The sequence below is a fragment of the Rouxiella aceris genome (genome assembly GCF_012933545.1).
GTDB classification, from domain to species: Bacteria; Pseudomonadota; Gammaproteobacteria; order Enterobacterales; family Enterobacteriaceae; genus Rouxiella; species Rouxiella aceris.
Genome location: NZ_JAADJU010000016.1, coordinates 93,449 through 119,843, shown reverse-complemented (window position 1 = coordinate 119,843; position 26,395 = coordinate 93,449). Strand labels below are relative to the sequence as shown.

The window sequence follows — 26,395 nt, the reverse complement described above, 5'->3', positions numbered from 1 at the left end:
CTTGTATCAGACGATTGCTGATACAGGTGAAAGAACCGGTGGAGCGGTAGTTCAGTTGGTTAGAATACCTGCCTGTCACGCAGGGGGTCGCGGGTTCGAGCCCCGTCCGTTCCGCCAATTATTTAAATTATGCCTGCTATCTTTAGCAGGCATAATAGTAAGCTCAATTTAGGGGCGTAGTTCAATTGGTAGAGCACCGGTCTCCAAAACCGGGTGTTGGGAGTTCGAGTCTCTCCGCCCCTGCCAGATATTAACCCTTCGCGAAAGCGAGGGGTTTTTTTATGCCTGTCGTTCTGTCACTTTTTATCACCTTTCTGCTTTCTGCCTTTTTTCCCCTGCGAGTACCTAAAGCACGGCTTTCGTGCCTTTTCCCCCTTTTATACCGTCTGATTATTGCGCTGTTTTAGCTGAATACATGTACGAATCGGTTGTTAATCATCTATGTGACCCTGCTCATACCTCCTTTTTTGCAATGTACTAAAACTAAGAGTCGCCTGGTGATGCATCCGCTCACCTGTGACACGCGGTTTTAGTCAACCTCTAAGCCACACCCTACAAGTCACAACAAAAAGTAGCTCAGACTACATACGAGGATAGAACAATGTATAAGCGTTTATTATTGGCAGCAGCGGTCGCAACGGCATTTTGTGGGGCCGTGCAAGCCGCGCCTTTAGTGGTCGGTTTCTCCCAGATCGGTTCTGAATCAGGCTGGCGCTCTGCGGAAACCAAGGTATCCAAGCTGGAAGCACAAAAGCGTGGCATTACCTTGAAAATTGCTGATGCGCAACAAAAACAAGAGAACCAAATCAAGGCAATACGTTCATTTATCGCCCAGGGTGTCGATGCCATTTTCATCGCTCCGGTCGTGGCAACAGGCTGGGCACCGGTACTGACGGAAGCCAAAGAAGCCAAGATCCCGGTGTTCCTGCTGGACCGCACCATTGAAGTCAGCGATCCCTCTCTCTATACCGCCGCTGTGGCATCCGACAGTGTGCATGAAGGCAAGGTAGCAGGGGATTGGCTGGTAAAAGAAGTGGCGGGCAAGCCCTGTAACGTCGTAGAACTGCAAGGGACGGTGGGGGCCAGCGTGGCGCTTAACCGTAAAAAAGGTTTTGCTGATGCCCTGACTGCGGCACCCAATGTGAAGATTATCCGCTCTCAATCCGGCGACTTTACCCGCAGTAAAGGTAAAGAAGTTATGGAAAGCTTTATCAAAGCCGAACAAAACGGCAAAAACATCTGCGCGGTCTATGCACATAACGATGATATGGCCATTGGTGCCATTCAGGCCATTAAAGAAGCGGGTCTGAAACCGGGTTCGCAGATCAAGGTGGTTTCCATTGATGGTGTACCGGATATCTATAAAGCCATGCTTAACGGCGAGTCCAATGCTTCCGTCGAGTTGACGCCGAATATGGCTGGCCCGGCCCTTGATGCGCTGATTGCCCTGAAGAAAAACGGTACGCAACCGGCAAAATTTATTCAGACAGAATCTATCCTGGTGCTGCCAAATATGGCGCAAAAAGAATATGACATGAAAAAAGACATGGGCTACTAAGGCCATCTAACGGCTCTGCCATCTGGCAGGGCCGCTGTCATCATCCCATTTTGCCCAATTTGCCGTTACTGTGCGCATGCCGTCGGGGTAGAGAACCAAATGGAAAATCTTCAGTCAGAAACCTTACTTGAAGTCCGCGGTTTGTCCGTTGAATTTCCGGGAGTCAAGGCGCTGGAAAAAGTCGATTTCACGCTATATCGCGGCGAGATCGTCGCTTTATTGGGAGAGAACGGCGCAGGAAAATCAACGCTGATCAAAGCGCTGACCGGGGTGTACAAACGTTCGGCCGGTAGTGTCTACCTCAATGGTCAACCGGTTGAAGCCATCAATACTGCTCACGCTCAGGCACTGGGTATCGGTACGGTTTATCAGGAAGTCAATCTGCTGCCCAACATCTCCGTGGCGGCCAACCTGTTTATTGGACGTGAACCCACGCATTTCGGACTGGTCAATCAGCGTAAAATGGATGACCAGGCGCGAAAGCTATTGGCGGGATACGGTCTTGATCTCGATGTCAGTCAGCCACTGTCAAACTACTCCATAGCCATCCAGCAAATCGTCGCCATAGCCCGGGCGGTGGATCTTTCTGCCCAGGTACTCATTCTCGATGAGCCAACGGCCAGCCTGGATGCCAAAGAAGTCACCATGCTGCTCGATATCCTCAAGCAACTCCGCGATCGCGGTATGGGCATGGTATTTGTCACCCACTTCCTCGATCAGGTATACCGCATCAGCGATCGCATCACCGTGTTGCGCAACGGCAAACTGGTGGGTACTGCCGCTACCGTTGATCTGCCGCGCATGGAGCTGGTACCGATGATGCTGGGCCACAGCTTTGATGAGACCCTGCTTAAACGCGGTGAACATCGTGCAGTCACCGGCGAGCCGCTGGTTGATTTTAAAAATTATGGTCGCCGGGGTTTGGTAGAGAATTTCGATCTTAGCGTCAGACGCGGCGAGATCGTAGGCCTGGCGGGTCTGCTCGGATCCGGGCGCACGGAAACGGCGCAACTTATTTTTGGTATAAAAAATCACGATACCGGCACCGCACGGGTCAACGGTCAGGAGGCCACCATCCGTACACCGCGTAAAGCGGCAAAAATGGGGTTTGGCTATTGTCCCGAGGACCGTAAGACCGACGGTATTATCGGTGCTGCCAGTGTGCGTGAAAACATCATTTTGGCCTTGCAGGCGCAGCGCGGCTGGTTACGGCCATTATCGATGAAAGAACAAAGCCAGATCGCTGATAAATTTATCAAACTGCTGGGCATTCGCACGCCGAGCGCGGAGCAGGAAATCCAGTATCTATCAGGGGGTAATCAGCAAAAGGTGTTGTTATCACGCTGGCTGGCCACCAATCCGCGCTTTCTGATTTTGGATGAACCGACCCGCGGTATTGACGTCGGCGCACATGCAGAAATTATCCGTCTGATCGAAAAACTCTGCGACGAAGGCCTGGCCCTGCTGGTGATCTCCTCCGAGCTGGAAGAGCTGACCGGTTATGCCGACCGAATTGTTGTGTTGCGCGACAGGCGACATGTTGCGCAAATCGAGCAGGACCAGATTTCGGTTCCAGCCATCATGACCGCGATTGCGGTTCAATAAGGGGATATCCATGCATAACAGGAGTCTGCCGATGACGGGAAGGCCGCGGAAGGTTCGTTGGGTATTTCCCAAAGGGGCCACACAGGTAGGGGCATTTCTGGCTATTTTAATTATTGATAGCCTGGTTGCGCCCGGTTTCTTTACCATTCATCTCCAGGATGGCCGCTTGTTTGGCAGCCTGGTTGATATCTTTAATCGTGGCGCACCGGTCGCGCTGCTGGCACTGGGCATGACGCTGGTGATCGCCACCGGTGGCATTGACCTCTCGGTGGGGGCAGTGATGGCCATTGCCGGCGCCACGGCTGCCACCATGACGGTGCAGGGGTATCCATTAATCAGCGTGTTACTGGCGTCGATAGCCGTCGGCGCCGCCTGTGGGCTGTGGAATGGCTTTTTGGTGGCGGTACTGCAAATCCAGCCGATTGTCGCCACCCTGATGCTAATGGTGGCCGGGCGCGGTATTGCGCAACTGATCACCGAAGGACAGATTGTCACCTTTGAACATAATGGTCTCTCGCAGTTGGGCAGTGGCTCGCTGTTGACCATGCCGATGCCGGTAATTATCGCCCTGGCGATGCTGGTATTGCTGTGGTTATTAACGCGTAAAACCGCGCTGGGGCTATTTATCGAGTCGGTCGGCATCAATGTGCGTTCCTCCTATAACGCCGGGGTTAACGCACGTCTGGTGTTGATCTCGGTCTACGTTATCTGCGGTATTTGCGCGGCGGTGGCGGGGGTGATTGTCACCGCGGATATTCGCGGGGCAGACGCCAACAACGCCGGGTTATGGCTGGAGCTCGATGCCATCCTGGCAGTGGTGGTCGGCGGTGGCTCATTATTGGGTGGCCGTTTTAACCTGCTGCTGTCGGTGATTGGCGCGCTGATTATTCAAGGCATGAATACGGGGATCCTGCTGTCAGGATTTAAACCCGAATTCAATTTGGTGCTCAAGGCCGTGGTGGTGTTAGCCGTGCTGGTTATTCAGTCACCCCGAGTCTCCCTTGGCAGCTTATTTCGGAGGAAAGAGTAATGCTGAAACGTAATCTCCCCTTGCTGATCACCATTCTGGTGTTTATTGCGGGGTACGGCTACTGCTTTACCCAGTTCCCCGGCTTCGCTTCCGCGCGCGTGGTTTGCGACTTGCTGACCGACAATGCGTTTCTGGGCATTGTCGCCGTGGGCATGACCTTTGTGATCTTGTCGGGCGGTATCGACTTATCCGTCGGGTCGGTCATTGCCTTTACCGGCGTCGCGCTGGCCAAATTGATTGGCGACTACGGTATTCCGCCGTTCTATGCCTTTGCCATCGTGTTGGTGATGGGGGCGCTTTTCGGCGGTCTGATGGGCTGGATCATCGATACCCTCAAGCTACCGGCGTTTATCATTACCCTGGCCGGTATGTTCTTTATCCGCGGCATGAGTTTTATCGTTTCCGAAGAATCCATCCCTATTAATCACCCGCTGTATGCCGAACTGGCTAACTATGCCTGGAAGGTTCCCGGTGGCGGGCGCTTTACGCTGTTAGCGCTGGTGATGCTATGCGTGGTCGGGGCCGGGATTATCCTGGCTCACCGTACGCGTTTTGGTAACAGCGTCTATGCCATCGGCGGTAACACCATTTCGGCGGCGCTGATGGGCGTTCCGGTCAGGCGTACCACCATTGCCATCTATATGCTGTCGAGTACGCTGGCGGTGTTGTCGGGCATTATTTTCTCGCTCTATACCTCTGCCGGCTATGCGCTTGCTGCCAGCGGCGTCGAGCTGGATGCCATTGCGGCGGTGGTGATCGGCGGCACCTTGCTAAGCGGCGGGGTGGGTACGGTATTGGGCAGCTTGTTTGGGGTCATGATCCAGGGGTTGATCCAAACCTACATCACCTTTGACGGTACATTAAGCTCATGGTGGACCAAGATTGTGATGGGGATTTTGCTGTTTATCTTTATCGCACTGCAAAAAGGTATGGGCTCCTACTGGCTGATCCGCCGAGCCCGTCACCCACAGCTTAAAACCACGTGATTGACGGCGAACGTGCCGCTAAATCACGGTTTCCATCGGGGTTTTAAGCAATTGTCGTATCAGGGTCTGTTGGTCGCTGTTTTGCAGCCAGACGGCATACAGCGGCCTGACCACCGGTGGAACATCGGGATACGCCGACAGCTGTTGTGGATAGTCTTTCTCCCAGTGACTCGGGAGAAAGGCGCAGCCTCCCGTTGTTTCCAGCAACTGGCGCGTCAGGTGTGCCGAGGTGGTGGTTAACACCGGTTCCTGTTCGCTGGCCTGCATTCTGCTCTCCTGTTGTGGAAAGTCCGCCCCCCATTCCAGTCGGATATACGCCCCCTGAGCATTTTTTTCCTGTTTTGGTGAGGAAAAAAGACGTAACGAAAAATTACCTAACAGCTGACTGGCGAGCTCATCCATCTTTGGCGGCTCGGTGGTAATCAATAAGTCGAGCTGTCTCTCATGCAACTGTTTGACCAGCGATTGGCGCAGAGCCACCCGAGCTTCCAGGCGAAGTGTGTCACGTTGCTGGTATAACGCCTCAAGCCAGGGGGTAAGGTACGCCTCCCAAAGCGATGCCGTGGCACCAATCGACAATTCTGCGTGCTGTAAGGAGCGTACAACCTCTTTTTTTGCCAATTGCCATGTTGACATCAGGTTTTCTGCGTAAGGCAGCAGACGCTCTCCTGCGGGCGTCAAACGGATATTATTTCTATGGCGCGTAAACAAATTTGCACCCAGTTGCGTCTCCAACTGGCGTATGCGAAAGCTCACTGCTGACTGCGTCAAATAGAGAGATTCAGCTGCCCGACCAAAGTGACGAGTTCTACTGACCTCCAAAAAGGTTTTCAGTAATTCCGTGTCCACCGCTATCTCCAAAAATTTTTGTCGTTAAGATTTAAATGTTTTGTTTTACAGAATGTCAAGCCTATCTAATACTCCGCGCCATAAACAGCACGACCATGAGAGAATTAGGAGCGTGTCAGATGGCGGAAAGCTTCACCACGACAAATCGTTTTTTTGACAATAAACATTACCCTCGCGGGTTCTCCCGGCATGGCGATTTCACCATTAAAGAAGCGCAATTGCTAGAACGTTACGGCTATGCTTTCAACGAGCTGGACATGGGAAAACGCGAACCGGTAACCGAAGAAGAAAAGCTGTTTCTGGATGTTTGCCGCGGTACCCGCGAGCCAGCTTCCGATGCTGAAAAAGTGTGGAATAAATACATTATCCGCACCCGTCGCCCGAAGAAATTTCACACGTTGTCAGGCGGAAAACCGCAAGCCGACGCGGTGGAAGACTACACCGAAAGCGACGACTAACAAAACGGGGCTTGTCCCCGTTTTTTTATGCCAGATTTTTATGCAAGGTTAACAATAGACGATCCATGCAACGATAGCTTAGCGCTTCCGAAAGTTGTGCTTTTTCAATTTGCGACTGTTGATTGAGATCGGCCAATGTTCTGGCCACCTTCAAGATCCGATGCCACGCCCGTACCGATAATCCCAGCTTTTGTAACACACTTTCCAGAAACTCTGCATCTTCCGGCGCTAATTTACAGAATTGCTGAACTTCACTGCTGCTTAAATAAGCATTCAATTTTCCCGCTCGTTGTTGCTGTCGCTCCCGCGCGGCTATCACTCTGGCGCGGACATGTGCGCTATTTTCTCGCGCCGTGCCTGCGGGGTATCTTTGCTGCTCACTAAGCAAGCCGGCAGGTAACAGCGGCACTTCCAGGGAGAGGTCGAAGCGATCGAGAAACGGGCCGGACAAGCGACTGAGGTAACGCAGGATCTGCTGCGGTGGCGTTCTGTTGTGCGGTCCCTGATAGTGCCCGGTAGGGCTGGGATTCATGGCGGCAATCAGTTGCATACGCGCCGGGAAATCAACCTTGGCCCGGGTGCGTGAAATGGTGATTTCTCCGGACTCCATCGGCTGCCGCAGCGCATCGAGGACTTTGCGGTCAAACTCCGGCAGTTCGTCGAGAAACAGAATGCCATTATGCGCCAGGGAGATCTCGCCGGGACGTGGAATACTGCCGCCGCCCACCAGGGCGTTAAGGGAAATGCTGTGGTGCGGGGCGCGAAATGGCCGCTGACGCCAATTGACAGCCTGCTGTTCCGGGCTGTAGACCAGACTGGCAATGGCCGCCGTTTCCAAGGCCTCTTGCTGGGTCAGCGGCGGGAGAATACCGGGTAAGCGGCTGGCCAGCATGGTTTTGCCGGTGCCCGGCGGTCCCAGCAGCAGCAGATTGTGGCCGCCCGCTGCTGCGACCTCCAGCGCTCTTTTGGCCTGCTCCTGCCCGATGATATCGCCGAGATCCCCGGCTGGTGGTTCACCAATCGGCGAGTGATGGCTTTCTACTGCCCGCAACTCGCCACTGCCTTGCAGGAAAGCGCACACCTGCAGCAGATGATCGGCAATCCACACCCTGTTCTGTTCGAGCAGGGCCATCTCTTGCTGATTGTCCTGCGGCAAAATCAGCCGACGCCCCTCATTGTGGGCGGCAATAGCGGCCGGGATAGCGCCATAAACGCCGCGTAACGCGCCAGAAAGCCCTAACTCACCGATAAACTCATATTGCCCTAGCTTGTCCGTTGCAAGCTGCTCAGAGGCCGCCAGAATGGCTAGCGCGATCGGCAGGTCGTAGCGCCCCCCTTCCTTGGGCAGATCTGCCGGCGCGAGATTGACGGTAATGCGCCTGGGGGGAAAGCTGAACCCGCAGTTGATTAGGGCACTGCGCACGCGGTCTCTGGCTTCTTTAACCGTGGTTTCCGGCAGACCGACCAACGTCAAGGCTGGCAAACCGTTGCTGATATGAACTTCGATGGACACGCTCGGGGCGATCACGCCCAAAGATGCCCGGGTATTGACCACGGCCAGTGACATGCCCGCCTCCCTGTGCGCATGAAAAACCCATTATGACCAAAGCGGCGGCTGGCGAAAAATAAGCAAAATCTTCCTCTGCGAGCACGATTCTGTTTTTTATCTGCAAGCCAGACTGTCGCACATTTTCCTGCGAGACCCCGCCCAAAGTGCTGCAACAATCCTTAACATTTCGCCTTTATTAGATACAAATTAGCGACCTAATAATGTTGCCGGTTATTTGTCTGCGGTGTATTAATTAATATGTTTTTAACAAAAAATAAACAAATACATCTTAGCCAAGACACTGTTTTGCCGCCGAGTATCCATAGTGAATAACCCACTGATCGGCGGCGTTACCCCTACCTCTGCAAATAAGGTACATCACATGTTTGGATGGACTTCCCGGCAACGTCATGTCGCCATTGCCAGCTTTTTGAGCTGGACGCTTGATGCCTTCGATTTCTTCCTGCTGGTATTTTTACTCAGCGATATCGCTGGCACCTATCATGTTGATATCAAACAGGTGACGCTGGCCATTCTGTTGACGCTGGCGGTCAGACCTGTCGGTGCCTTACTCTTTGGTCGCGCCGCCGAGAAATATGGCCGCAAGCCGGTGCTGATGGTCAATATTCTGTTTTTCTCGTTTTTTGAACTCTGCACTGCCGCCGCCCCCTCGCTGGCGGTTTTTCTGATCCTGCGCGTGATGTATGGCGTGGCGATGGGCGGCATCTGGGGCGTGGCATCATCGCTGGCTATGGAGACCATTCCCGATCGTTCCAGAGGGCTGATGTCGGGGATTTTCCAGGCGGGTTACCCCTTTGGTTATTTGCTGGCGGGTGTGGTCTACGGTCTGCTGTTTAGCAGCCTGGGTTGGCGCGGTATGTTTGTGATCGGTGCGGCACCGATATTGTTGCTGCCCTATATCTATTTCAAAGTACAAGAGTCGCCGGTCTGGCAGGCCGCTCGTGAGCGTAATGAAAGCACTGCGCTGTTGCCGGTGTTAAGAAGCCACTGGAAACTCTGTGTCTACCTGGTGATCCTGATGGCCGCTTTTAACTTCTTTAGCCACGGCACCCAGGATCTCTATCCGACCTTTCTGAAGGTGCAACACGGATTTGATGCCCATACCGTCAGCCTGATCGCCATTGCCTATAACATTGCGTCGATAATCGGTGGCGTTTTCTTTGGTTCGCTCTCTGAACGCATTGGCCGCAAAAAGGCGATTATCATTGCCGCCTTGTTGTCGCTGCCGGTGCTGCCGCTGTGGGCTTTTGCCGGGGGATCCTGGAGCCTGGGGCTGGGGGCGTTTCTGATGCAGTTTATGGTGCAGGGTGCCTGGGGGGTGATACCCACCTACCTCACCGAACTGGTGCCAGCCAATACTCGCGCGGTTCTGCCCGGTTTTGTTTATCAGTTGGGTAACCTGCTCGCCTCGGTGAACGCGACGTTGCAGGCGGGCATTGCCGAAAGTCACGGTCATAATTACGGACTGGCGATGGCGATGGTCGCCGGAACGGTCGCCATTGTGATCGCCGTGCTGGTATCTTTTGGCCGCGATACCCAGGGCAAGGTGATCAGTGCCGCATCAAATGCTAAAACCGCCGATCTGCGCTCGAGAGCTTGATATTGCTGATGATTTTATGATCTTTGCCGCCGTGCGTCGGAATAATAACGCAAGAAAAGTGTTGTCATTACTTAGCTAACTGTGATAACTCTGTAGGCAATCGTTCGTAAGAAGACTAATTGAAACCAAAAATGAAAGCCCTTCTCCAAGTCCTAACCCTAGTCGTGATTAGCGTGGTGGTGATTATTATCCCACCGTGCGGGGCTGCACTTGGACGAAGAAAGGCTTATTAAACAAGCCTGAACCTGAAAAGAACCCCCGCACCGAAAGGTCCGGGGGTTTTTTTTGGTCAGGTCAAAACAAGGCGAGAAGAAAATATGACCAACAGCATAATGTTCTGCGCTTTTAGCCAAAAGGCAGGAGAATAAAGATGAATGGAGCACAGTGGGTAGTACAAGCGTTGCGTTCGCAAGGGGTGGATATGGTTTTCGGCTATCCTGGCGGAGCAATCATGCCGGTATACGATGCACTCTATGACGGCGGCGTGGAACACCTACTGTGTCGCCATGAGCAAGGCGCGGCGATGGCGGCTATCGGCTATGCCCGTGCTACCGGCAAAGTGGGGGTCTGTATCGCCACTTCCGGACCGGGTGCTACCAACCTGATCACCGGCCTGGCCGATGCGCTGCTGGACTCTGTCCCGGTAGTGGCCATCACCGGTCAGGTAGGCTCCGCCTTGATTGGCACCGATGCTTTTCAGGAAATCGATGTGCTGGGTCTGTCGCTGGCCTGTACCAAACACAGCTTTTTGGTGGAGTCGCTGGAAGCTTTGCCAGAAATCATGGCAGAAGCCTTCGCTATCGCCAGCAGTGGTCGCCCTGGCCCGGTGCTGGTAGATATTCCCAAGGATATCCAGTTGGCGGTGGCGGATTTGGCTCCGCACCTGATGCCGGTTGAACAAAAAATGGCACACCCTGCCGCCGAGTTGCAGCAGGCGTATCAAATGATCGCCGCGGCAAAAAAACCGATGCTGTATGTCGGTGGCGGTGTCGGCATTGCGCGCGCAGTACCGGCACTGCGGGCGTTTATGCGCACCACTGGTATCCCTTGCGTGGCTACGCTGAAAGGGCTGGGCGCCGCGGATGCCGCTGACCCCTGTTATCTGGGGATGCTGGGCATGCACGGTACCAAAGCAGCCAACCTGGCCGTTCAGTCCTGCGATCTGCTGATTGCCGTCGGCGCGCGTTTTGATGACCGCGTGACCGGCAAGTTGAACACCTTCGCCCCCCTGGCCAGCGTGATCCATCTGGATATCGACCCGGCAGAATTAAATAAACTGCGTCAGGCCCATGTGTCTATTCAGGGGGATTTGACCACGCTGCTGCCTGCTCTGGAACAGACGCTGGCGATCAACGCCTGGCGTGATGAAGTCATGACGCTGAAAGCCGCCGGTGAGTGGCGTTATGATCATCCCGGCGAGGCGATTTACGCGCCGCTGCTGTTAAAACAGGTTTCCGATCGCAAAGCCGCCGATACCGTCGTGACCACCGACGTCGGCCAACATCAGATGTGGACCGCGCAGCATATGACCTTTACCCGCCCCGAGAATTTCATCACCTCCAGCGGGCTGGGCACCATGGGCTTTGGTATCCCCGCCGCGGTGGGTGCGCAGGTTGCCCGTCCCGATGATATGGTGATCTGCGTGTCGGGCGATGGCTCTTTTATGATGAATGTGCAGGAGCTGGGCACCATCAAGCGAAAACAGTTGCCGCTGAAAATCCTGCTGTTGGATAACCAGCGATTAGGCATGGTTCGACAGTGGCAGGAACTGTTTTTTGATGGACGCTTCAGTGAAACCAACCTCTCAGATAACCCCGATTTTATAACGCTGGCCAGCGCATTTGATATCCCCGGCCAACGTATCAGCCGTAAAGACCAAGTCGACGCTGCCCTGGACGCTTTCTTCAATAGCGAAGGCCCTTATTTGCTTCAGGTTTCCATCGACGAAAATCAGAATGTCTGGCCGCTGGTGCCACCAGGCGCAGGCAACGAAACCATGTTGGAGAAAATGTCATGATGCAGCATAACGTCTCAATTCAGGCCCGCTTTCGTCCGGAAGTGTTGGAGCGCGTACTGCGCGTGGTTCGTCATCGCGGATTTCAGGTCTGCGCCATGAATATGAGCCCGATGGTGAATAAAGATAATATAAATATTGAATTGACCGTTGCCAGCCAGCGGTCTGTAGATTTACTGTCTGCACAGTTAAGTAAACTTATGGATGTCGCCTGCGTCGAGATCCAACAGCCAGCATCACAACCTATTAATCAACAAATGTGCGCCAACGCGTGAGTAAGGAAAAGAACAATGACTACCAAGAAAGCTGATTTTATTTGGTTCAATGGCGAGATGGTTAAATGGGAAGACGCTAAGGTTAGCGTGATGTCCCACGCGCTGCACTACGGTACGTCGGTATTCGAAGGCGTTCGTTGCTACGACTCGCACAAAGGACCTGTGGTTTTCCGCCATCGTGAGCATATGCAGCGTCTGCATGATTCTGCAAAAATCTATCGATTCCCGGTAAAACAATCAGTTGAAGACTTAATGGAAGCTTGCCGCGCCGTTCTGCGCAAAAATGATCTGAAAAGCGCTTACATTCGTCCTCTGGTTTTCGTTGGCGATGTTGGTCTGGGTGTTAATCCACCTGATGGTTTTGACACCGACGTGATTATTGCCGCCTTCCCATGGGGTGCCTACCTCGGCGCAGAAGCGCTGGAAAACGGTATCGATGCCATGGTCTCTTCATGGAACCGCGTAGCGGCTAATACCATTCCTACTGCCGCCAAAGCCGGGGGTAACTACCTCTCCTCACTGCTGGTGGGCAGCGAAGCACGCCGTCACGGTTATCAGGAAGGTATTGCCCTGGACGTCAATGGCTACGTTTCCGAAGGTGCGGGCGAAAACCTGTTTGAAGTCAAAGACGGTATTCTGTTTACCCCTCCGTTCACCTCGTCAGCGCTGCCGGGTATTACCCGTGACGCCATTATCAAGCTGGCGAAAGATCTCGGCCTTGAAGTCCGTGAACAAGTGCTGTCACGCGAATCCCTGTACCTGGCAGATGAAGTCTTTATGTCCGGTACCGCCGCAGAAATTACCCCGGTGCGCAGCGTAGACCGTATTCAGGTCGGCGCAGGCAAATGCGGTCCGATCACCAAGCAAATCCAGAATGCGTTCTTTGGCCTGTTCACCGGCGAAACTGAAGACAAATACGGTTGGTTGGATCAGGTTAATCCATAATTTAAGTCTGCCTGTCATCATGTCCGTGGCCCAGGCGCTGCACCATGAGATCGGGTAAAGAGTTGGCAGGTGGCGGTCTCGTCGCCTGCACATAAGAAATAATTGGAGTAAATAGAGCATGCCTAAGTACCGTTCCGCTACCACGACTCACGGCCGCAATATGGCTGGTGCCCGCGCATTATGGCGCGCCACCGGTATGACCGATGACGACTTCGGGAAACCTATTATTGCCGTCGTAAACTCATTTACCCAGTTTGTCCCTGGTCACGTGCATTTGCGTGATTTGGGTAAGCTGGTGGCTGAACAGATCGAAGCCTCCGGCGGTGTGGCCAAAGAGTTTAACACCATCGCCGTGGATGACGGGATTGCCATGGGTCATGGCGGCATGCTGTATTCACTGCCTTCACGCGAACTGATCGCCGACTCCGTGGAGTATATGGTCAACGCCCACTGCGCGGATGCCATGGTGTGTATCTCTAACTGCGACAAAATCACCCCGGGAATGTTGATGGCTTCGCTGCGCCTGAACATTCCGGTGATTTTTGTTTCCGGTGGACCGATGGAAGCCGGCAAAACCAAGCTGTCTGACAAAATCATCAAACTGGACCTGGTTGATGCCATGATCCAGGGGGCCAACCCGAACGTCAGCGATGCCGACAGCGAGCAGATTGAACGTTCTGCCTGTCCGACCTGTGGCTCCTGTTCCGGGATGTTTACCGCCAACTCAATGAACTGTCTGACCGAAGCGCTGGGCCTGTCTCAGCCGGGCAACGGTTCATTGCTGGCCACCCATGCCGATCGTCGCGAGCTGTTCCTCAATGCCGGTAAACGTATTGTCGGTCTGGCCAAGCGCTACTACGAAAACGACGACGAAAGCGTGTTGCCGCGCAATATCGCCAATAAGGCGGCGTTTGAAAATGCCATGACGCTGGATATCGCCATGGGCGGCTCCACCAATACGGTACTGCATCTGCTGGCGGCGGCGCAGGAAGGCGAAGTGGACTTCAATATGTCCGATATTGACCGTCTGTCTCGTCAAGTGCCGCACCTGTGTAAAGTGGCGCCCAGCACCCAGAAATACCATATGGAAGACGTCCATCGCGCCGGTGGCGTATGGGGCATCCTCGGCGAGCTCGATCGCGCCGGTCTGATGCATCGTGATGTTAGCAATGTGTTGCAAATGACCCTGCCGGAAACCCTGCAGCAGTACGACATCATGCTGACTGAAAACGAAGACGTGAAGAAAATGTACCGTGCCGGTCCTGCCGGGATCCGCACCACCAAAGCCTTCTCGCAGGACTGTCGCTGGGACACCCTGGATAACGACCGCGCCGAAGGCTGTATCCGCAATCTTGATCACGCTTTCAGTCTCGACGGTGGTCTGGCGGTGCTGTACGGCAATATGGCCGAAGACGGCAGTATCGTTAAAACCGCCGGTGTTGATAAAGGCAGCCTGACCTTCCGCGGTCCGGCTAAAGTCTACGAAAGCCAGGACGCTGCCGTTGAAGCCATTCTCGGCGGTAAAGTGGTCGCCGGTGACGTGGTAGTGATCCGTTACGAAGGGCCGAAAGGTGGACCGGGCATGCAGGAAATGCTCTATCCCACCACCTATCTGAAATCCATGGGATTGGGCAAAGAGTGCGCGCTGATCACCGATGGCCGTTTCTCCGGCGGTACCTCCGGCCTGTCGATCGGCCACGTTTCTCCGGAAGCGGGCAGCGGCGGTCTGATCGCGCTGGTGGAAGATGGCGATATGATTGCCATTGATATTCCTAACCGCAGCATGGTGCTGGATGTTGCCGACAGTGAACTGGCAGCGCGTCGCGAAGCCGAACTGGCGCGTGGCGACAAAGCATGGACGCCTAAAAACCGTCAACGTCAGGTTTCTTATGCTCTGCGCGCTTATGCGCTGTTGGCGACCAGTGCCGACAAAGGAGCAATTCGCGACAAGAGTAAGCTGGGAGGCTAACTGTCATGGCGGTATCACAACCTTTGCCCGAGCAACCCAGCGGTGCAGAATATTTGCGCGCGGTGTTGAGCGCGCCGGTTTATGAGGTGGCGCAAGTCACCCCGTTACAAATGATGGAAAAAATCTCGACTCGTCTGGGCAATACCATTCTGGTCAAGCGCGAAGATCGTCAGGCGGTGCACAGTTTTAAACTGCGTGGCGCCTATTCCATGATTGCTGGCCTGACCGAAGCGCAGGCGGCCCAGGGTGTGGTAACGGCCTCTGCCGGCAACCATGCGCAGGGCGTGGCCTTATCCGCCAGCCGCAAAGGGATCAGGGCACTGATTGTGATGCCGGTGGCGACCGCCGATATCAAAGTGGATGCCGTGCGTCATTTCGGCGGTGAGGTACTGCTGTACGGTGCCAACTTTGACGAAGCCAAAGGCAAGGCCATCGAGCTTTCGCAAACCATGGGCATGACTTTTGTGCCACCGTTCGACCATCCGGCGGTGATCGCCGGACAGGGAACGCTGGCCATGGAGCTGCTGCAACAGGATGCGCATATCGATCGGGTGTTTGTCCCGGTGGGTGGCGGCGGTCTGGCGGCAGGGGTGGCGGTGCTGATCAAACAGCTGATGCCGCAAATCAAAGTGATCGGTGTTGAAGCCGTTGACTCTGCCTGCCTGCGCGCGGCGCTGGATGCCGGTGAGCCGGTCGATTTGGCGCGTGTCGGGCTGTTTGCCGAAGGCGTGGCGGTCAAGCGAATTGGTAATGAAACCTTCCGTCTGTGCCGTGAATACCTTGATGATGTGATCACCGTAGACAGTGATGCCATCTGTGCGGCGGTCAAGGATCTGTTTGAAGATGTGCGTGCCATTGCCGAGCCTTCCGGGGCGCTGGCACTGGCCGGTCTTAAAAAGTATGTGCAGCAGCATAATATTCAGGGTGAGCGCTTGGCGCATATCCTGTCGGGGGCCAACCTCAATTTTCATGCGCTGCGCTATGTCTCTGAGCGTTGTGAACTGGGTGAGCAGCGTGAAGCGCTGTTGGCTGTGACCATCCCGGAACGCAAAGGCAGTTTCCTGCAGTTTTGCCAACTGCTTGGCGGTCGTTCGGTTACCGAATTCAATTACCGTTACGCCAATGCCGATAACGCCTGCATTTTTGTCGGTGTGCGGTTGACGCGCGGTAATCTTGAGCGTAAAGAAATTATCGAACAACTGACTGAGGGCGGTTACCAGGTGGTGGATCTCTCCGACGACGAAATGGCGAAACTGCATGTGCGCTATATGGTCGGCGGCCGTCCCAGCAAACCTTTGCACGAACGTTTATACAGCTTTGAGTTTCCGGAATCGCCCGGCGCATTGCTCAAGTTCCTGCATACCCTGGGCACGCACTGGAATATTTCGTTATTCCATTATCGTAGCCACGGCACCGATTTCGGCCGGGTGTTGGCCGCGTTTGAGCTGACCGAGCAAGAGCCGGAGTTTGAAAAGAACCTGTCGGCGCTGGGTTATGATTGCCATAACGAATCGGAAAATCCGGCGTTTCGCTTCTTTTTGCAGGGATAGTCAATTTTTTTAGTGTTATAAACCAAAGGCAGGGAAGGCGTATGAGTTCCGCGTTTACAGGTTTCAGTCAGCAAGGGTTGAATTTTCTTCAGCAGGTGCGGATTGAGAACGATAAAGAGTGGTTTGAAGCAAACCGCCATATTTATGACCGGGAGCTGCTTACGCCGTTCCGCAACCTGGTGGATGCCCTGAGCCCCACCATGTTGACCATCGACCCGCAGTTTGAAACCCGTCCTGCCATTGGTAAAACGCTGTCGCGTATCCACCGCGACACGCGTTTCTCACACGATAAATCCCGTTACCGCAGCCGTATGTGGCTGACCTTCAAGCGTCCCAGTAAAGACTGGAAAGACGCACCGGTCTATTTTTTTGAACTCGGTCCCGACATGTTGCGCTATGGCCTGGGATATTACAGTGCCAACAAGCCGACCATGGATCTGTTTCGCCATACCCTGACCCGCCAGCCGCAGGCCTTTCTCGAGGTGGCCGACTGTTGTCGTCCGCCATTTGAGCTGGTGGGCGAGAGCTATAAGCGGCCCTTGGTCAAAGAGCAGGCGGCAGAGATTGCCACCTGGTATAACCGTAAGTCGTTTGCCATGATGGTGACCGATAGTCAGGTTGACAAGCTGTTCCATCCCCGGCTGATCACGGAGTTGGCAGAAGGTTTTCAACAGCTGGAACCGCTTTACCAGTGGCTGATGCGGGTGGAAACCATGAAACAGGTCGATCCGGCAGATCTCTGATGCCGCCCGCCGATCTAGCGTAACAGCTGCCAGAACGCGGCGATCAGGGGTTCATCAAGGCGTTTTTTCTGTACGCAAACCCCCAGCGGTAAAGGGGCATCCATGGTCATATTATCCATTACCGAAATACGGTTACGGATCGGCTCGGGGCTGTTTTCCAGCACCACGCCGGGAATAAGGGCCACGCCGCAGCCGAGCGCCACCATCGAGACAATGGCTTCATGGCCGGAAACGGTGGCGTAAATCAGCGGATTGGTCAGTTTGTGATGGCGAAACCAGTTGTCGATGCGTTTCCGCGCCGGTCCGTGCTCCGGCAGAATAAAAGGAATCTGTGACCACTCAGGCGTTGGTTGGCTGATCTGGGTACGTACGGCGCAGGGTAACGAGGGGGCAATCAGGATCATCGACACTTCGCCAATGGGCATAAAGTCTATACTGATGGGCAGCACCTCCGGATGTCCGGCAATGCCGAGATCGGCATCGGTTGACTGCACTTTCTCTACCGCGTCGGCGGCATCACCGGTGGTCAGTTTGATCTCCACCAGCGGATGCTGGGCGCGAAAGCGGTCCAGGATCGGCGGCAGATGACTATAGGCGGCAGTGACCGAGCAAAACAGGCGCAGTTCACCGCTAAGGGTGGGGCCGTTTTGCCCCAGTGCATGACGCAGCTGCTGATATTGCAGCAGAGTCTGTTGCGCAAAAGTTTTGAGCTGTTCACCGGCGTGGGTTAACTGTACGGTACGATTATCCCGCTGAAACAGCGTCTGCCCCAACTCTTCTTCCAGTCGCTGAATTTGTCGTGAAAGGGTGGAAGGGCTGACGTGCATGGCTTTGGCCGAACGCCCGAAATGGCGGCTTTCGGCAAGATTGAGAAACAGTTTCAGATCGCGTAAGTCCATAAAGATTTCCAGGTCCGGTCATGTGAGGCAAGTGGCGAAATTGCGGAATGTTTAACCGTTGCATAAACTGCAATATCATTTTCGTAATATATCAATTTAAGCAATGCCACGCATGACATATAGTGTTTTTACCGCGTCCTTCGGCTAAGCCGATGAGACAGCAAAATAACAGCATCTAACCTCGAACGGAGTTTTACCATGGCTAACTATTTCAACACATTGAACCTGCGTCAGCAGTTGGCGCAATTAGGCAAGTGCCGCTTTATGGCACGCGATGAATTCGCCGATGAGGCGAGTTTCCTGAAAGGTAAAAAAGTGGTGATCGTTGGCTGTGGCGCCCAGGGCCTTAACCAGGGTCTGAACATGCGTGACTCCGGTCTGGATGTTTCCTACACCCTGCGTGCAGAAGCGATTGCCGAGAAGCGTGCTTCATGGCGTAAAGCGACCGAAAACGGTTTTAAAGTCGGCACCTACGAAGAACTGATCCCGCAGGCTGACCTGGTTGTTAACCTGACGCCGGACAAACAGCATAGCGCGGTGGTTAAGGCCGTTCAGCCGCTGATGAAAGACGGTGCAGCCCTGGGTTACTCCCATGGTTTCAACATCGTTGAAGTCGGTGAGCAGATCCGTAAAGACATTACCGTCGTCATGGTAGCGCCAAAATGTCCGGGTACCGAAGTGCGTGAAGAGTACAAACGCGGTTTTGGTGTGCCTACGCTGATCGCCGTTCACCCGGAAAACGATCCTAAAGGCGAAGGCATGGCCATTGCCAAAGCCTGGGCTGCGGCTACCGGTGGTCACCGTGCCGGCGTTCTGGAATCCTCTTTCGTTGCAGAAGTGAAATCTGACCTGATGGGTGAGCAAACCATCCTGTGCGGTATGTTGCAGGCGGGTTCACTGCTGTGCTTCGATAAGCTGGTTGCGGACGGCGTTGATGCGGCTTATGCCGAAAAACTGCTGCAGTTCGGTTGGGAAACCATCACCGAAGCGCTGAAACAAGGCGGTATTACGCTGATGATGGACCGTCTGTCCAATCCGGCGAAACTGCGTGCGTTCGCCCTGTCTGAACAGCTGAAAGGCATTATGGCACCGCTGTTCCAGAAACATATGGATGACATCATCTCCGGTGAATTCTCCGGTGGCATGATGGCTGACTGGGCGGCTGACGATGTCAAATTGCTGACCTGGCGTGAAGAGACTGGCGCGACGGCGTTTGAGAATGCACCACAGTTTGCTGGCAAAATCGCTGAGCAAGAGTATTTCGATAACGGCGTGCTGATGATTGCGATGGTAAAAGCCGGTGTTGAACTGGCCTTCGAAACCATGGTGGCTTCTGGCATTATCGAAGAGTCTGCTTACTACGAATCACTGCATGAGCTGCCGCTGATCGCCAACACCATTGCCCGTAAGCGTCTGTACGAAATGAACGTGGTGATCTCCGACACGGCTGAATACGGTAACTACCTGTTTGCCAATGCGGCAGTGCCGTTGCTGAAAGAGTTTATGACCACGCTGCAAGCCGGCGATCTGGGCAAAGCGGTCGCTACAACTGAAGTGGATAACGCCCAGTTGCGTGATGTCAATGAAGCTATCCGCAACCATGCCATTGAAGCCGTAGGCCACAAACTGCGCGGTTATATGACGGATATGAAACGTATTGCGGTTGCCAGCTAATTTACTGCGTTAACGCACCGACAATATAAAAAGACAGGGCAAATACCATGCCCTGTCTGAGTTTGATGACAAAGTCGTCTTGATGATCGAGATACCCGGGCATAGCACACCTAGGGGCGCTCCGGCGGGCAAGCCCGCTACGACCCCAACGGTGCACTCTCCCTAATAACGGACTTTGTCAGCCGTCTGAGACAGGGCAAATACCATGCCCTGTCTTTTTTTATGCTTTGGCTAAGCCGCGACTTAGTTGCGGTAAAGCACTTTAATGATGTGATAACCGAACTGGGTATGCAGCGGGCCAGTAGGTTCCAAAAGCGGGCAGGAAAAAACCACTTTATCAAACGCTGGCACCATGGCACCTTGCTTAAATTCGCCCAAATGACCGCCCTTGCGACCAGACGGGCAGGTGGAGTGCTTTTTCGCCAGTTTTTCGAAATCTGCGCCGTTTTTCAACTGGGTCAGAAGCTCTTGAGCCTGCTGTTCTTCCTTTACCAGGATATGTAATGCTGCCGCTGTTTTTGCCATCAGTAGACCTTTAGATAAAATAACTATTCAGGGGCGTAATGTAACATCTGCAACGCCGGATGTGGAATGCGCGATGCCACCCAGAGTCGATTCGCCGACGTTTTTGCCTGTCATGCCCGCGGCGAGTTTCTGCTACAATCCTCCTCCCGCGTCCATCAAGTGAGCAAATTTACGCCATGCGATTAAACCCTAGTCAACAACACGCCGTCGAATTCGTTACCGGACCTTGCCTGGTTCTGGCCGGTGCCGGCTCGGGCAAAACGCGGGTGATCACCAATAAAATTGCCCATTTGATCCGCGTCTGTGGTTATCAGGCCCGGCATATTGCCGCCGTGACCTTTACCAATAAAGCGGCGCGCGAAATGAAAGAGCGCGTGGCACAAACGCTGGGGCGCAAAGAGTCACGCGGTCTGCTGATCTCCACCTTCCATACCCTGGGTTTGGAAATTATCAAGCGAGACTATGCGGCGCTGGGCATGAAAGCCAATTTCTCGCTGTTTGACGACCAGGACCAGTTAGCCCTGCTCAAGGAGTTGAGCGAAAAGTGGCTCGACAATGACAAGACGCTGTTACAGCAGCTGATCTCGACGATCTCCAACTGGAAAAACGATCTCATCGATCCGGCCGGGGCCGCGACCCTTGCCCGTTCCGAACGCGACAAACTCTTTGCCCACTGCTATGGCCTCTATCACGACCATATGCGCGCCTGCAATATTCTCGATTTTGACGACTTGATCCTGCTGCCTACGTTATTATTGCAGCGTAACGAAGAAGTTCGCGAACGTTGGCAAAACAAGCTGCGTTATTTGCTGGTGGACGAATATCAGGATACCAATACCAGCCAGTATATGATGGTCAAGCTGCTGGTCGGCAATCGCGCCCGCTTTACCGTGGTGGGCGATGACGATCAGTCGATCTACTCCTGGCGCGGCGCGCGGCCACAAAATCTGGTGCTGCTGAAAGAGGATTTTCCGGCATTACAGGTGATCAAACTGGAGCAGAACTATCGCTCCACGCAGCGTATCCTGAAAGCGGCGAATATTTTGATTGCCAATAACCCGCACGTCTTTGAAAAGCGCTTGTTTTCCGAGCTGGGCTACGGCGAGTCGCTGAAAGTGATCACCGCCAACAATGAAGATCACGAAGCCGAACGGGTGGTCGGTGAGCTGATTGCCCATCACTTTGTCAAAAAGACGCAATACGGCGATTACGCCATTCTCTATCGTGGTAACCATCAGTCGCGGCTGTTTGAAAAAATGCTGATGCAAAACCGCATTCCCTATCGCATTTCCGGCGGCACCTCCTTTTTCTCGCGCCCGGAAATCAAAGACCTGCTGGCCTATTTGCGGGTGTTGACCAATCCCGACGACGACAGCGCCTTTTTGCGCATTGTGAATACCCCGCGCCGCGAGATTGGGGCCGCTACCCTGCAAAAACTGGGGGAGTGGGCCAATCAGCGCAACAAAGGTCTGTTTAAAGCCAGTTTTGATTTGGGACTCGGCCAATACCTGACCGGACGGGGTCTTGAATCCCTGCAGCGTTTTACCCACTGGATGGGCAATATTGCCGAACTGGCGGAACGCGAACCCATTGCCGCCGTGCGCGATCTGATCCACGGCATGGACTACGAAAGCTGGCTGTTTGAAACCTCGCCCAGCCCCAAGGCCGCGGAAATGCGTATGAAAAACGTCAATCAGCTCTTTAGCTGGATGACGGAAATGCTCGAAGGGACCGATCTCGATGAGCCGATGACGCTGACGCAGGTGGTCACCCGCTTTACGCTGCGCGATATGATGGAACGCGGTGAGAACGACGAAGAGCTGGACCAGGTTCAGCTCATGACCTTGCATGCCTCCAAGGGGCTGGAGTTCCCCTACGTCTTTCTGGTAGGGATGGAGGAGGGGCTGTTACCCCATCAAAGCAGTATCGATGAAGATAATGTCGATGAAGAGCGCCGTCTGGCCTATGTCGGCATTACCCGCGCGCAGCAAGAGCTGATATTCACCCTCTGTCGTGAACGCCGACAATATGGCGAGTTGATGCGCCCGGAGCCAAGCCGTTTCTTGTTGGAACTGCCTCAGGATGATTTGGCGTGGGAAAGTGAACGCAAGGTGGTTTCGCCACAAGAGCGAATGCAGAAAGGGCAAAGCCATCTTGAAAAAATCCGTGCGCAGTTGGCCAGTGCCAAAGCGGCCAATCAGTCTGCTGGCAAGGAGTAATGCGGCGCGGTCAAAAGAAAACAGGGAGTCTTGAGACCCCCTGACATTTATTGGCTGGCTTCTTCGATAAATAGCGGCCAGTGGACATAACTTTGCCAGTGGCTTTCCTGTTCCAGCTCCTCGGCGCGCAGTGGGTGTTGCTCCAGCCAGCCGAAAGGTACCAGTACGTTTAGCTCATCGTCATTGGCCCGCAGGCGAACGGCTGGGAGCGTATCGTCACGGCGACGGCTGGCAAAAATAATCGCCAGACGCATAATACGGCACAGTCGCTCAGCTTGACGCGGAGGCAGGGCGTTTTGCTGATTGAGCAACGGCAGATCCAGGTTATTGCTCTGGTTTTGCAGCAGCGTCGCCAGCAGTTTTTTCTGTGCCGGAGTGAATCCCGGTAAATCGAGATGGCGAATCAAATAAGCGGCATGGTTCTGCGACTGTTTGAAGTCGACACTCAGTCCAATCTCATGGATCAGACAGGCGCTGGAGAGCAGTTCGCGAGCGCGGGCATCCAGTTGCCAGGCACCGGAAACCTGGAGCCAAAAATTTTCTGCCAGTTGCGCAACACGATTGGCTTGTTCCACATCGAGCAGGTAGCGGCGTTGCAGATTGTGCAAGGTACGCTGACGGATATCCTGTTCCACCGGCAGATGCAGCATTCCGTAAACCAGTCCTTCGCGCAGCGCACCGCCGGCCAGGGTCATGGTTTCGATATTCAGGGTTTTAAAAATCGCGATCAGGATCGACAGACCACTTGGGAAGACCAGTGCACGCTCTAGTGTCAGGCCTTCGATTTCCAGTTCTTCCAGTTTGCCGCATTGAATGGCGCGCTGTTTAAGCTGTTGCAGTTTGGCCAGCGTAATGCGTTCGTCCATCCCCTGGGCGACCATGATTTCCTGGAGCGCCTGCACCGTGCCGGAAGCCCCGACGCAAATTTGCCAGCCGTTGGCGATCAATTCCGGGGCAATGGGGCGGATCATTTCGCTGGCAGCCAGCTCGGCCTGTTCGAAATTTTCCTTTGCCAGACTGCGGTCGGCAAAATAGCGTTCCAGCCAGGTAACACAACCCATGGAAAGACTGAATAAAGTATTGGCCTGCGCACCGGATCCGGTTACCAGTTCCGTACTGCCGCCGCCAATATCCACCACCAGACGCTGATCGGGTCCGCCGGTAGTATGGGCAACACCATGATAAATCAGCCGCGCTTCTTCTTCGCCGCTGATCACCTGGATATGGCAACCCAGGATCGTTTCAGCCACCGTTAAAAACTCGTCGGCATTACTTGCCAGGCGCAGCGTTGCCGTGGCTACCACGCGAATTTGCTCACGCGGAATATCCTGCAGCCGTTCAGAAAATAATTTCAGGCATTGCCATCCCCGCTGCATGGCCTCGGCGGAAAGGTGGTTGTTTTTATCCAGTCCGGCAGCCAGACGCACTTTGCGTTTTATTCTGGCCAGCGTCTGAATACTGCCTGCCACCTCACGGACCACCAGCATATGGAAACTGTTGGAGCCCAGATCGATCGCTGCATAAAGTGAGGTGGAACTCAGCATAATTTTCAGCTCGAACGTTTGCGGTTATTGCGTGGGGCGCTGCTACCGCGTCGTGATGATGATGATGAATTACGGCGTGGGCCGCTGCCATTGCGTGAACGAGCCAGGCGTTTTGGTGCCGGCAGATCAGTCAATAATGCATCGCTGTTGTACTTACTGACCGGAATACTATGGCCGGTGTAGGTTTCGATTGCTGGCAGATTAAGCGCATATTCTTCACAGGCCAGACTGATGGAGAAACCACTCAGCCCTGCGCGACCGGTACGACCAATGCGGTGAACGTAATCTTCACAGTCGTCTGGCAGGTCATAGTTGAATACGTGCGTCACGGCCGGGATATGCAGGCCACGAGCGGCCACGTCGGTCGCTACCAGGATATCGATATCACCCTTGGTAAAGTCTTCGAGTACGCGCAGACGTTTCTTCTGGGCGACATCGCCGGTCAATAAGCCGACGCGGTGTCCATCGGCGGCCAAATGACCCCAGATATCTTCACAACGGTGCTTGGTATTGGCGAAAATAATGCAACGGTCTGGCCATTCTTCTTCAATCAGCGTCTGCAGCAGGCGCATTTTTTCTTCATTTGAAGGGTAGAACAGCTCTTCCTTAATGCGGTGACCGGTTTTTTGTTCCGGCTCGATTTCAATCGACTCGGCATTGTTCATATTTTCGAAGGCCAGTTCTTTTACGCGATAAGACAGGGTCGCGGAGAACAGCATATTGAGACGCTCGGTGGCCGGTGGCATGCGGCGGAACAACCAGCGTATATCTTTGATAAAGCCCAGATCGAACATGCGATCGGCTTCATCCAGCACCACGACCTGGATTGCACCCAGATTAATATGGTTCTGTTTTGCATAATCAATTAACCGGCCAGTGGTGCCGATAAGGATATCAACGCCACTTTCCAGCACTTTAAGCTGTTTGTCGTAGCCGTCGCCGCCGTAGGCCAGACCGAGTTTTAGTCCGGTCGATTCAGATAATGCTTCGGCATCTGAGTGGATCTGGACGGCTAATTCTCGGGTTGGTGCCATAATTAAAGCACGCGGCTGATTGGTCTGACGACCCTCTACAGCGGGGTGAGAAAGCAGATAATGGAAAGTAGACGCTAAAAAAGCCAGCGTCTTGCCGGTACCGGTTTGCGCCTGACCCGCAACATCACGTCCTAAGAGCGTGATAGGCAGTGCGAGTGCCTGTATAGGTGTGCAGTAATGAAACCCTTTCTTTTCAAGGGCTTCGACTGCAAGCGGGTGCAGGGCGAAGTCGGAAAACTTCTGTTCGGTTAAGTGTGTTTTGCTCATAGTGTGGTAGAATATCAGCTAACTATTGCTTTACGAAAGCATATCCGTTGAAATAAACATGGTGAAATAGAGTCAACCTACTGTTGGTTAATGCTACATCAACAAGGTAAAGATAAATCCTTTGGAGTAGAACATGAGCGATAAAATTATTCACCTTTCTGATGACAGTTTCGACAAAGACGTTTTAAAGGCCGAAGGGCTGGTATTGGTCGATTTCTGGGCAGAATGGTGTGGTCCATGCAAGATGATTGCTCCGATCCTGGACGAAATTGCCACCGAGTTCGAAGGCAAGTTGACTATTGCCAAGCTGAATATCGATGAAAATCCAGGCACTGCGCCTAAATACGGTATTCGTGGTATCCCTACTTTACTGCTGTTTAAAGACGGTGAAGTGGCGGCAACCAAAGTCGGTGCCCTGTCTAAAGGTCAGTTGAAAGAGTTCCTGACGGCAAATCTGTAAGCGATTGAAGTGACCGATACCAGGCGTTTGGTGGTCGACGTGTGTTTTTCACACTGACCGCTAGACGCCTGTCAAGAAGCGTGATAAGTTTATCCTCACTGCATATTAGAGCTTACCTGTAGTTTGATTCTAACGTTTTACTCTGTGTCGAAAACATCTGCCCATACAAAGTTGTTTTAATAAACCTGCTTGTATAGAAGTTAAGTTGAACTGGCGATGTGCTTTGACAATCTAACGGTTTTGACAAAATCGGCTTTGAGACACCTTCAATATCAGTCTGCCCTCTTTCAAGAAATAGTCCGCGAGCATTTGCCGTGAACTGAAATCAGAAGCTGCGAATTGAGTGTCTATACCCAAAAGCATTTGAGTTGCAGGTAGGCGGTAACTGAACGAATTCCTACACGCTTACTCCGGTAAGTGACGGAGTGAGTAAAGACAGTCAAAAGCCCTGCGTCTTGATGGATGAAGGGTATTACCCAAAAGCATTCTAGATGCAGGTAGGCGGCAACTGAGCGAATCCCCCGGAGCTTACTCCGGTAAGTGACTGGGGTGAGTAAAGGCAGCCAACACCCCTGCGTCTTGAAGGATGAAGGGCATATAAACAGGCATGGATGACCCTGC

22 protein-coding genes and 2 tRNA genes are annotated in these 26,395 nt (G+C 53.7%); 18 read left to right on the top strand and 6 right to left on the bottom strand.

Translation table 11 applies throughout. From position 1 onward, the window contains the following. The first annotated feature begins 40 nt into the window (after positions 1 to 40). The 6 genes from GW590_RS23050 to yjfF all read left to right on the top strand — a co-directional run bounded on the left by GW590_RS23050 (position 41) and on the right by yjfF (position 5,179). Positions 41 to 117, top strand: a tRNA-Asp gene (locus GW590_RS23050). Between the two features lie 53 nt (positions 118 to 170). Continuing rightward, positions 171 to 246: transfer RNA gene (locus GW590_RS23045), tRNA-Trp, on the top strand. Positions 247 to 601: 355 nt separating this feature from the next. Further along, positions 602 to 1,558 (top strand): galactofuranose ABC transporter, galactofuranose-binding protein YtfQ, encoded by a 957-nt coding sequence (ytfQ, locus tag GW590_RS23040; protein WP_169405420.1) that lies wholly within the window; start codon positions 602 to 604, stop codon positions 1,556 to 1,558. A gap of 99 nt (positions 1,559 to 1,657) precedes the next feature. Continuing rightward, positions 1,658 to 3,163 carry a galactofuranose ABC transporter, ATP-binding protein YtfR gene (ytfR, locus tag GW590_RS23035; protein WP_169405419.1) on the top strand — a complete coding sequence of 502 codons (1,506 nt, stop codon included), beginning with the start codon at positions 1,658 to 1,660 and terminating at the stop codon, positions 3,161 to 3,163. Positions 3,164 to 3,173: 10 nt separating this feature from the next. Beyond that, positions 3,174 to 4,193 (top strand): galactofuranose ABC transporter, ATP-binding protein YtfT, encoded by a 1,020-nt coding sequence (gene ytfT / locus GW590_RS23030; RefSeq protein WP_211186883.1) that lies wholly within the window; start codon positions 3,174 to 3,176, stop codon positions 4,191 to 4,193. Further along, positions 4,193 to 5,179 (top strand): galactofuranose ABC transporter, permease protein YjfF, encoded by a 987-nt coding sequence (gene yjfF / locus GW590_RS23025; protein ID WP_169405418.1) that lies wholly within the window; start codon positions 4,193 to 4,195, stop codon positions 5,177 to 5,179. Before ytfT ends, yjfF begins: the two co-directional genes overlap by 1 nt. Before the next feature lie 18 nt (positions 5,180 to 5,197). Here the strand turns inward: yjfF and hdfR are convergent, their stop codons facing one another. Beyond that, positions 5,198 to 6,028, bottom strand: a complete 831-nt coding sequence (gene hdfR / locus GW590_RS23020; RefSeq protein ID WP_169405417.1) for an HTH-type transcriptional regulator HdfR — start codon at positions 6,026 to 6,028, stop codon at positions 5,198 to 5,200. 119 nt (positions 6,029 to 6,147) lie between these two features. Between hdfR and GW590_RS23015 the strand changes: the two genes are divergently transcribed. After that, positions 6,148 to 6,486 carry a DUF413 domain-containing protein gene (locus GW590_RS23015; RefSeq protein WP_169405416.1) on the top strand — a complete coding sequence of 113 codons (339 nt, stop codon included), beginning with the start codon at positions 6,148 to 6,150 and terminating at the stop codon, positions 6,484 to 6,486. 25 nt (positions 6,487 to 6,511) lie between these two features. Here the strand turns inward: GW590_RS23015 and GW590_RS23010 are convergent, their stop codons facing one another. Continuing rightward, entirely contained in the window at positions 6,512 to 8,053 is a 1,542-nt protein-coding gene (locus GW590_RS23010) for a YifB family Mg chelatase-like AAA ATPase (protein WP_169405415.1), read from the bottom strand. 364 nt (positions 8,054 to 8,417) lie between these two features. Between GW590_RS23010 and GW590_RS23005 the strand changes: the two genes are divergently transcribed. From GW590_RS23005 to GW590_RS22970, 8 genes are all read left to right on the top strand, one after another. Beyond that, positions 8,418 to 9,656, top strand: a complete 1,239-nt coding sequence (locus tag GW590_RS23005; protein WP_169405414.1) for an MFS transporter — start codon at positions 8,418 to 8,420, stop codon at positions 9,654 to 9,656. Between the two features lie 131 nt (positions 9,657 to 9,787). Next, positions 9,788 to 9,889: an ilv operon leader peptide gene (gene ilvL / locus GW590_RS23000; RefSeq protein WP_169405426.1), complete on the top strand. Its 102-nt coding sequence runs from the start codon at positions 9,788 to 9,790 to the stop codon at positions 9,887 to 9,889. A 137-nt stretch (positions 9,890 to 10,026) separates the two neighbouring features. Continuing rightward, positions 10,027 to 11,673: an acetolactate synthase 2 catalytic subunit gene (ilvG, locus tag GW590_RS22995; RefSeq protein WP_169405413.1), complete on the top strand. Its 1,647-nt coding sequence runs from the start codon at positions 10,027 to 10,029 to the stop codon at positions 11,671 to 11,673. Beyond that, positions 11,670 to 11,945 (top strand): acetolactate synthase 2 small subunit, encoded by a 276-nt coding sequence (ilvM, locus tag GW590_RS22990; RefSeq protein ID WP_169405412.1) that lies wholly within the window; start codon positions 11,670 to 11,672, stop codon positions 11,943 to 11,945. Before ilvG ends, ilvM begins: the two co-directional genes overlap by 4 nt. Positions 11,946 to 11,960: 15 nt before the next feature. Then, on the top strand, positions 11,961 to 12,890 hold the full coding sequence (locus GW590_RS22985) for a branched-chain amino acid transaminase (RefSeq protein WP_169405411.1): 930 nt from the start codon (positions 11,961 to 11,963) through the stop codon (positions 12,888 to 12,890). Positions 12,891 to 13,008: 118 nt separating this feature from the next. After that, entirely contained in the window at positions 13,009 to 14,859 is a 1,851-nt protein-coding gene (gene ilvD, locus GW590_RS22980) for a dihydroxy-acid dehydratase (RefSeq protein ID WP_169405410.1), read from the top strand. Positions 14,860 to 14,864: 5 nt separating this feature from the next. Further along, entirely contained in the window at positions 14,865 to 16,409 is a 1,545-nt protein-coding gene (gene ilvA, locus GW590_RS22975; RefSeq protein WP_169405409.1) for a threonine ammonia-lyase, biosynthetic, read from the top strand. Between the two features lie 41 nt (positions 16,410 to 16,450). Continuing rightward, positions 16,451 to 17,152 (top strand): DUF2461 domain-containing protein, encoded by a 702-nt coding sequence (locus GW590_RS22970; RefSeq protein WP_169405408.1) that lies wholly within the window; start codon positions 16,451 to 16,453, stop codon positions 17,150 to 17,152. Positions 17,153 to 17,166: 14 nt separating this feature from the next. Here GW590_RS22970 and ilvY read toward each other — a convergent pair whose 3' ends face one another. After that, entirely contained in the window at positions 17,167 to 18,051 is an 885-nt protein-coding gene (ilvY, locus tag GW590_RS22965; RefSeq protein ID WP_169405407.1) for an HTH-type transcriptional activator IlvY, read from the bottom strand. Between the two features lie 198 nt (positions 18,052 to 18,249). Here ilvY and ilvC point away from each other — a divergent pair, with 198 nt between their 5' ends. Continuing rightward, positions 18,250 to 19,725, top strand: a complete 1,476-nt coding sequence (ilvC, locus tag GW590_RS22960) for a ketol-acid reductoisomerase (protein ID WP_169405406.1) — start codon at positions 18,250 to 18,252, stop codon at positions 19,723 to 19,725. A gap of 243 nt (positions 19,726 to 19,968) precedes the next feature. On the opposite strand, the gene ppiC is transcribed toward ilvC, so the two are convergent. Continuing rightward, positions 19,969 to 20,250: a peptidylprolyl isomerase PpiC gene (ppiC, locus tag GW590_RS22955; protein ID WP_169405405.1), complete on the bottom strand. Its 282-nt coding sequence runs from the start codon at positions 20,248 to 20,250 to the stop codon at positions 19,969 to 19,971. 176 nt (positions 20,251 to 20,426) lie between these two features. Here ppiC and rep point away from each other — a divergent pair, with 176 nt between their 5' ends. Further along, positions 20,427 to 22,469 carry a DNA helicase Rep gene (rep, locus tag GW590_RS22950; protein WP_169405404.1) on the top strand — a complete coding sequence of 681 codons (2,043 nt, stop codon included), beginning with the start codon at positions 20,427 to 20,429 and terminating at the stop codon, positions 22,467 to 22,469. A 47-nt stretch (positions 22,470 to 22,516) separates the two neighbouring features. Here rep and ppx read toward each other — a convergent pair whose 3' ends face one another. Continuing rightward, positions 22,517 to 24,013, bottom strand: coding sequence for an exopolyphosphatase (gene ppx, locus GW590_RS22945; protein ID WP_169405403.1), 1,497 nt, complete (start codon positions 24,011 to 24,013; stop codon positions 22,517 to 22,519). A gap of 5 nt (positions 24,014 to 24,018) precedes the next feature. Further along, positions 24,019 to 25,314 carry an ATP-dependent RNA helicase RhlB gene (gene rhlB / locus GW590_RS22940; protein ID WP_169405402.1) on the bottom strand — a complete coding sequence of 432 codons (1,296 nt, stop codon included), beginning with the start codon at positions 25,312 to 25,314 and terminating at the stop codon, positions 24,019 to 24,021. Positions 25,315 to 25,447: 133 nt separating this feature from the next. Here rhlB and trxA point away from each other — a divergent pair, with 133 nt between their 5' ends. Then, positions 25,448 to 25,774: a thioredoxin TrxA gene (gene trxA, locus GW590_RS22935; protein WP_169405401.1), complete on the top strand. Its 327-nt coding sequence runs from the start codon at positions 25,448 to 25,450 to the stop codon at positions 25,772 to 25,774. Positions 25,775 to 26,395: the final 621 nt, after the last annotated feature.

Bases quoted from the DNA above. Each gene is read 5' to 3' on its own strand.
- ilvG (WP_169405413.1), top strand. From the start codon at position 10,027: ATGAATGGAGCACAGTGGGTAGTACAAGCGTTGCGTTCGCAAGGGGTG.
- yjfF (WP_169405418.1), top strand. From the start codon at position 4,193: ATGCTGAAACGTAATCTCCCCTTGCTGATCACCATTCTGGTGTTTATT.
- GW590_RS22970 (WP_169405408.1), top strand. From the start codon at position 16,451: ATGAGTTCCGCGTTTACAGGTTTCAGTCAGCAAGGGTTGAATTTTCTT.
- ppiC (WP_169405405.1), bottom strand. From the start codon at position 20,250: ATGGCAAAAACAGCGGCAGCATTACATATCCTGGTAAAGGAAGAACAG.
- ilvM (WP_169405412.1), top strand. From the start codon at position 11,670: ATGATGCAGCATAACGTCTCAATTCAGGCCCGCTTTCGTCCGGAAGTG.
- ytfT (WP_211186883.1), top strand. From the start codon at position 3,174: ATGCATAACAGGAGTCTGCCGATGACGGGAAGGCCGCGGAAGGTTCGT.
- ytfR (WP_169405419.1), top strand. From the start codon at position 1,658: ATGGAAAATCTTCAGTCAGAAACCTTACTTGAAGTCCGCGGTTTGTCC.
- ilvC (WP_169405406.1), top strand. From the start codon at position 18,250: ATGGCTAACTATTTCAACACATTGAACCTGCGTCAGCAGTTGGCGCAA.
- GW590_RS22985 (WP_169405411.1), top strand. From the start codon at position 11,961: ATGACTACCAAGAAAGCTGATTTTATTTGGTTCAATGGCGAGATGGTT.
- trxA (WP_169405401.1), top strand. From the start codon at position 25,448: ATGAGCGATAAAATTATTCACCTTTCTGATGACAGTTTCGACAAAGAC.
- rhlB (WP_169405402.1), bottom strand. From the start codon at position 25,314: ATGAGCAAAACACACTTAACCGAACAGAAGTTTTCCGACTTCGCCCTG.
- rep (WP_169405404.1), top strand. From the start codon at position 20,427: ATGCGATTAAACCCTAGTCAACAACACGCCGTCGAATTCGTTACCGGA.
- ilvL (WP_169405426.1), top strand. From the start codon at position 9,788: ATGAAAGCCCTTCTCCAAGTCCTAACCCTAGTCGTGATTAGCGTGGTG.
- ilvY (WP_169405407.1), bottom strand. From the start codon at position 18,051: ATGGACTTACGCGATCTGAAACTGTTTCTCAATCTTGCCGAAAGCCGC.
- ilvD (WP_169405410.1), top strand. From the start codon at position 13,009: ATGCCTAAGTACCGTTCCGCTACCACGACTCACGGCCGCAATATGGCT.
- ytfQ (WP_169405420.1), top strand. From the start codon at position 602: ATGTATAAGCGTTTATTATTGGCAGCAGCGGTCGCAACGGCATTTTGT.
- GW590_RS23015 (WP_169405416.1), top strand. From the start codon at position 6,148: ATGGCGGAAAGCTTCACCACGACAAATCGTTTTTTTGACAATAAACAT.
- ilvA (WP_169405409.1), top strand. From the start codon at position 14,865: ATGGCGGTATCACAACCTTTGCCCGAGCAACCCAGCGGTGCAGAATAT.
- ppx (WP_169405403.1), bottom strand. From the start codon at position 24,013: ATGCTGAGTTCCACCTCACTTTATGCAGCGATCGATCTGGGCTCCAAC.
- GW590_RS23005 (WP_169405414.1), top strand. From the start codon at position 8,418: ATGTTTGGATGGACTTCCCGGCAACGTCATGTCGCCATTGCCAGCTTT.
- GW590_RS23010 (WP_169405415.1), bottom strand. From the start codon at position 8,053: ATGTCACTGGCCGTGGTCAATACCCGGGCATCTTTGGGCGTGATCGCC.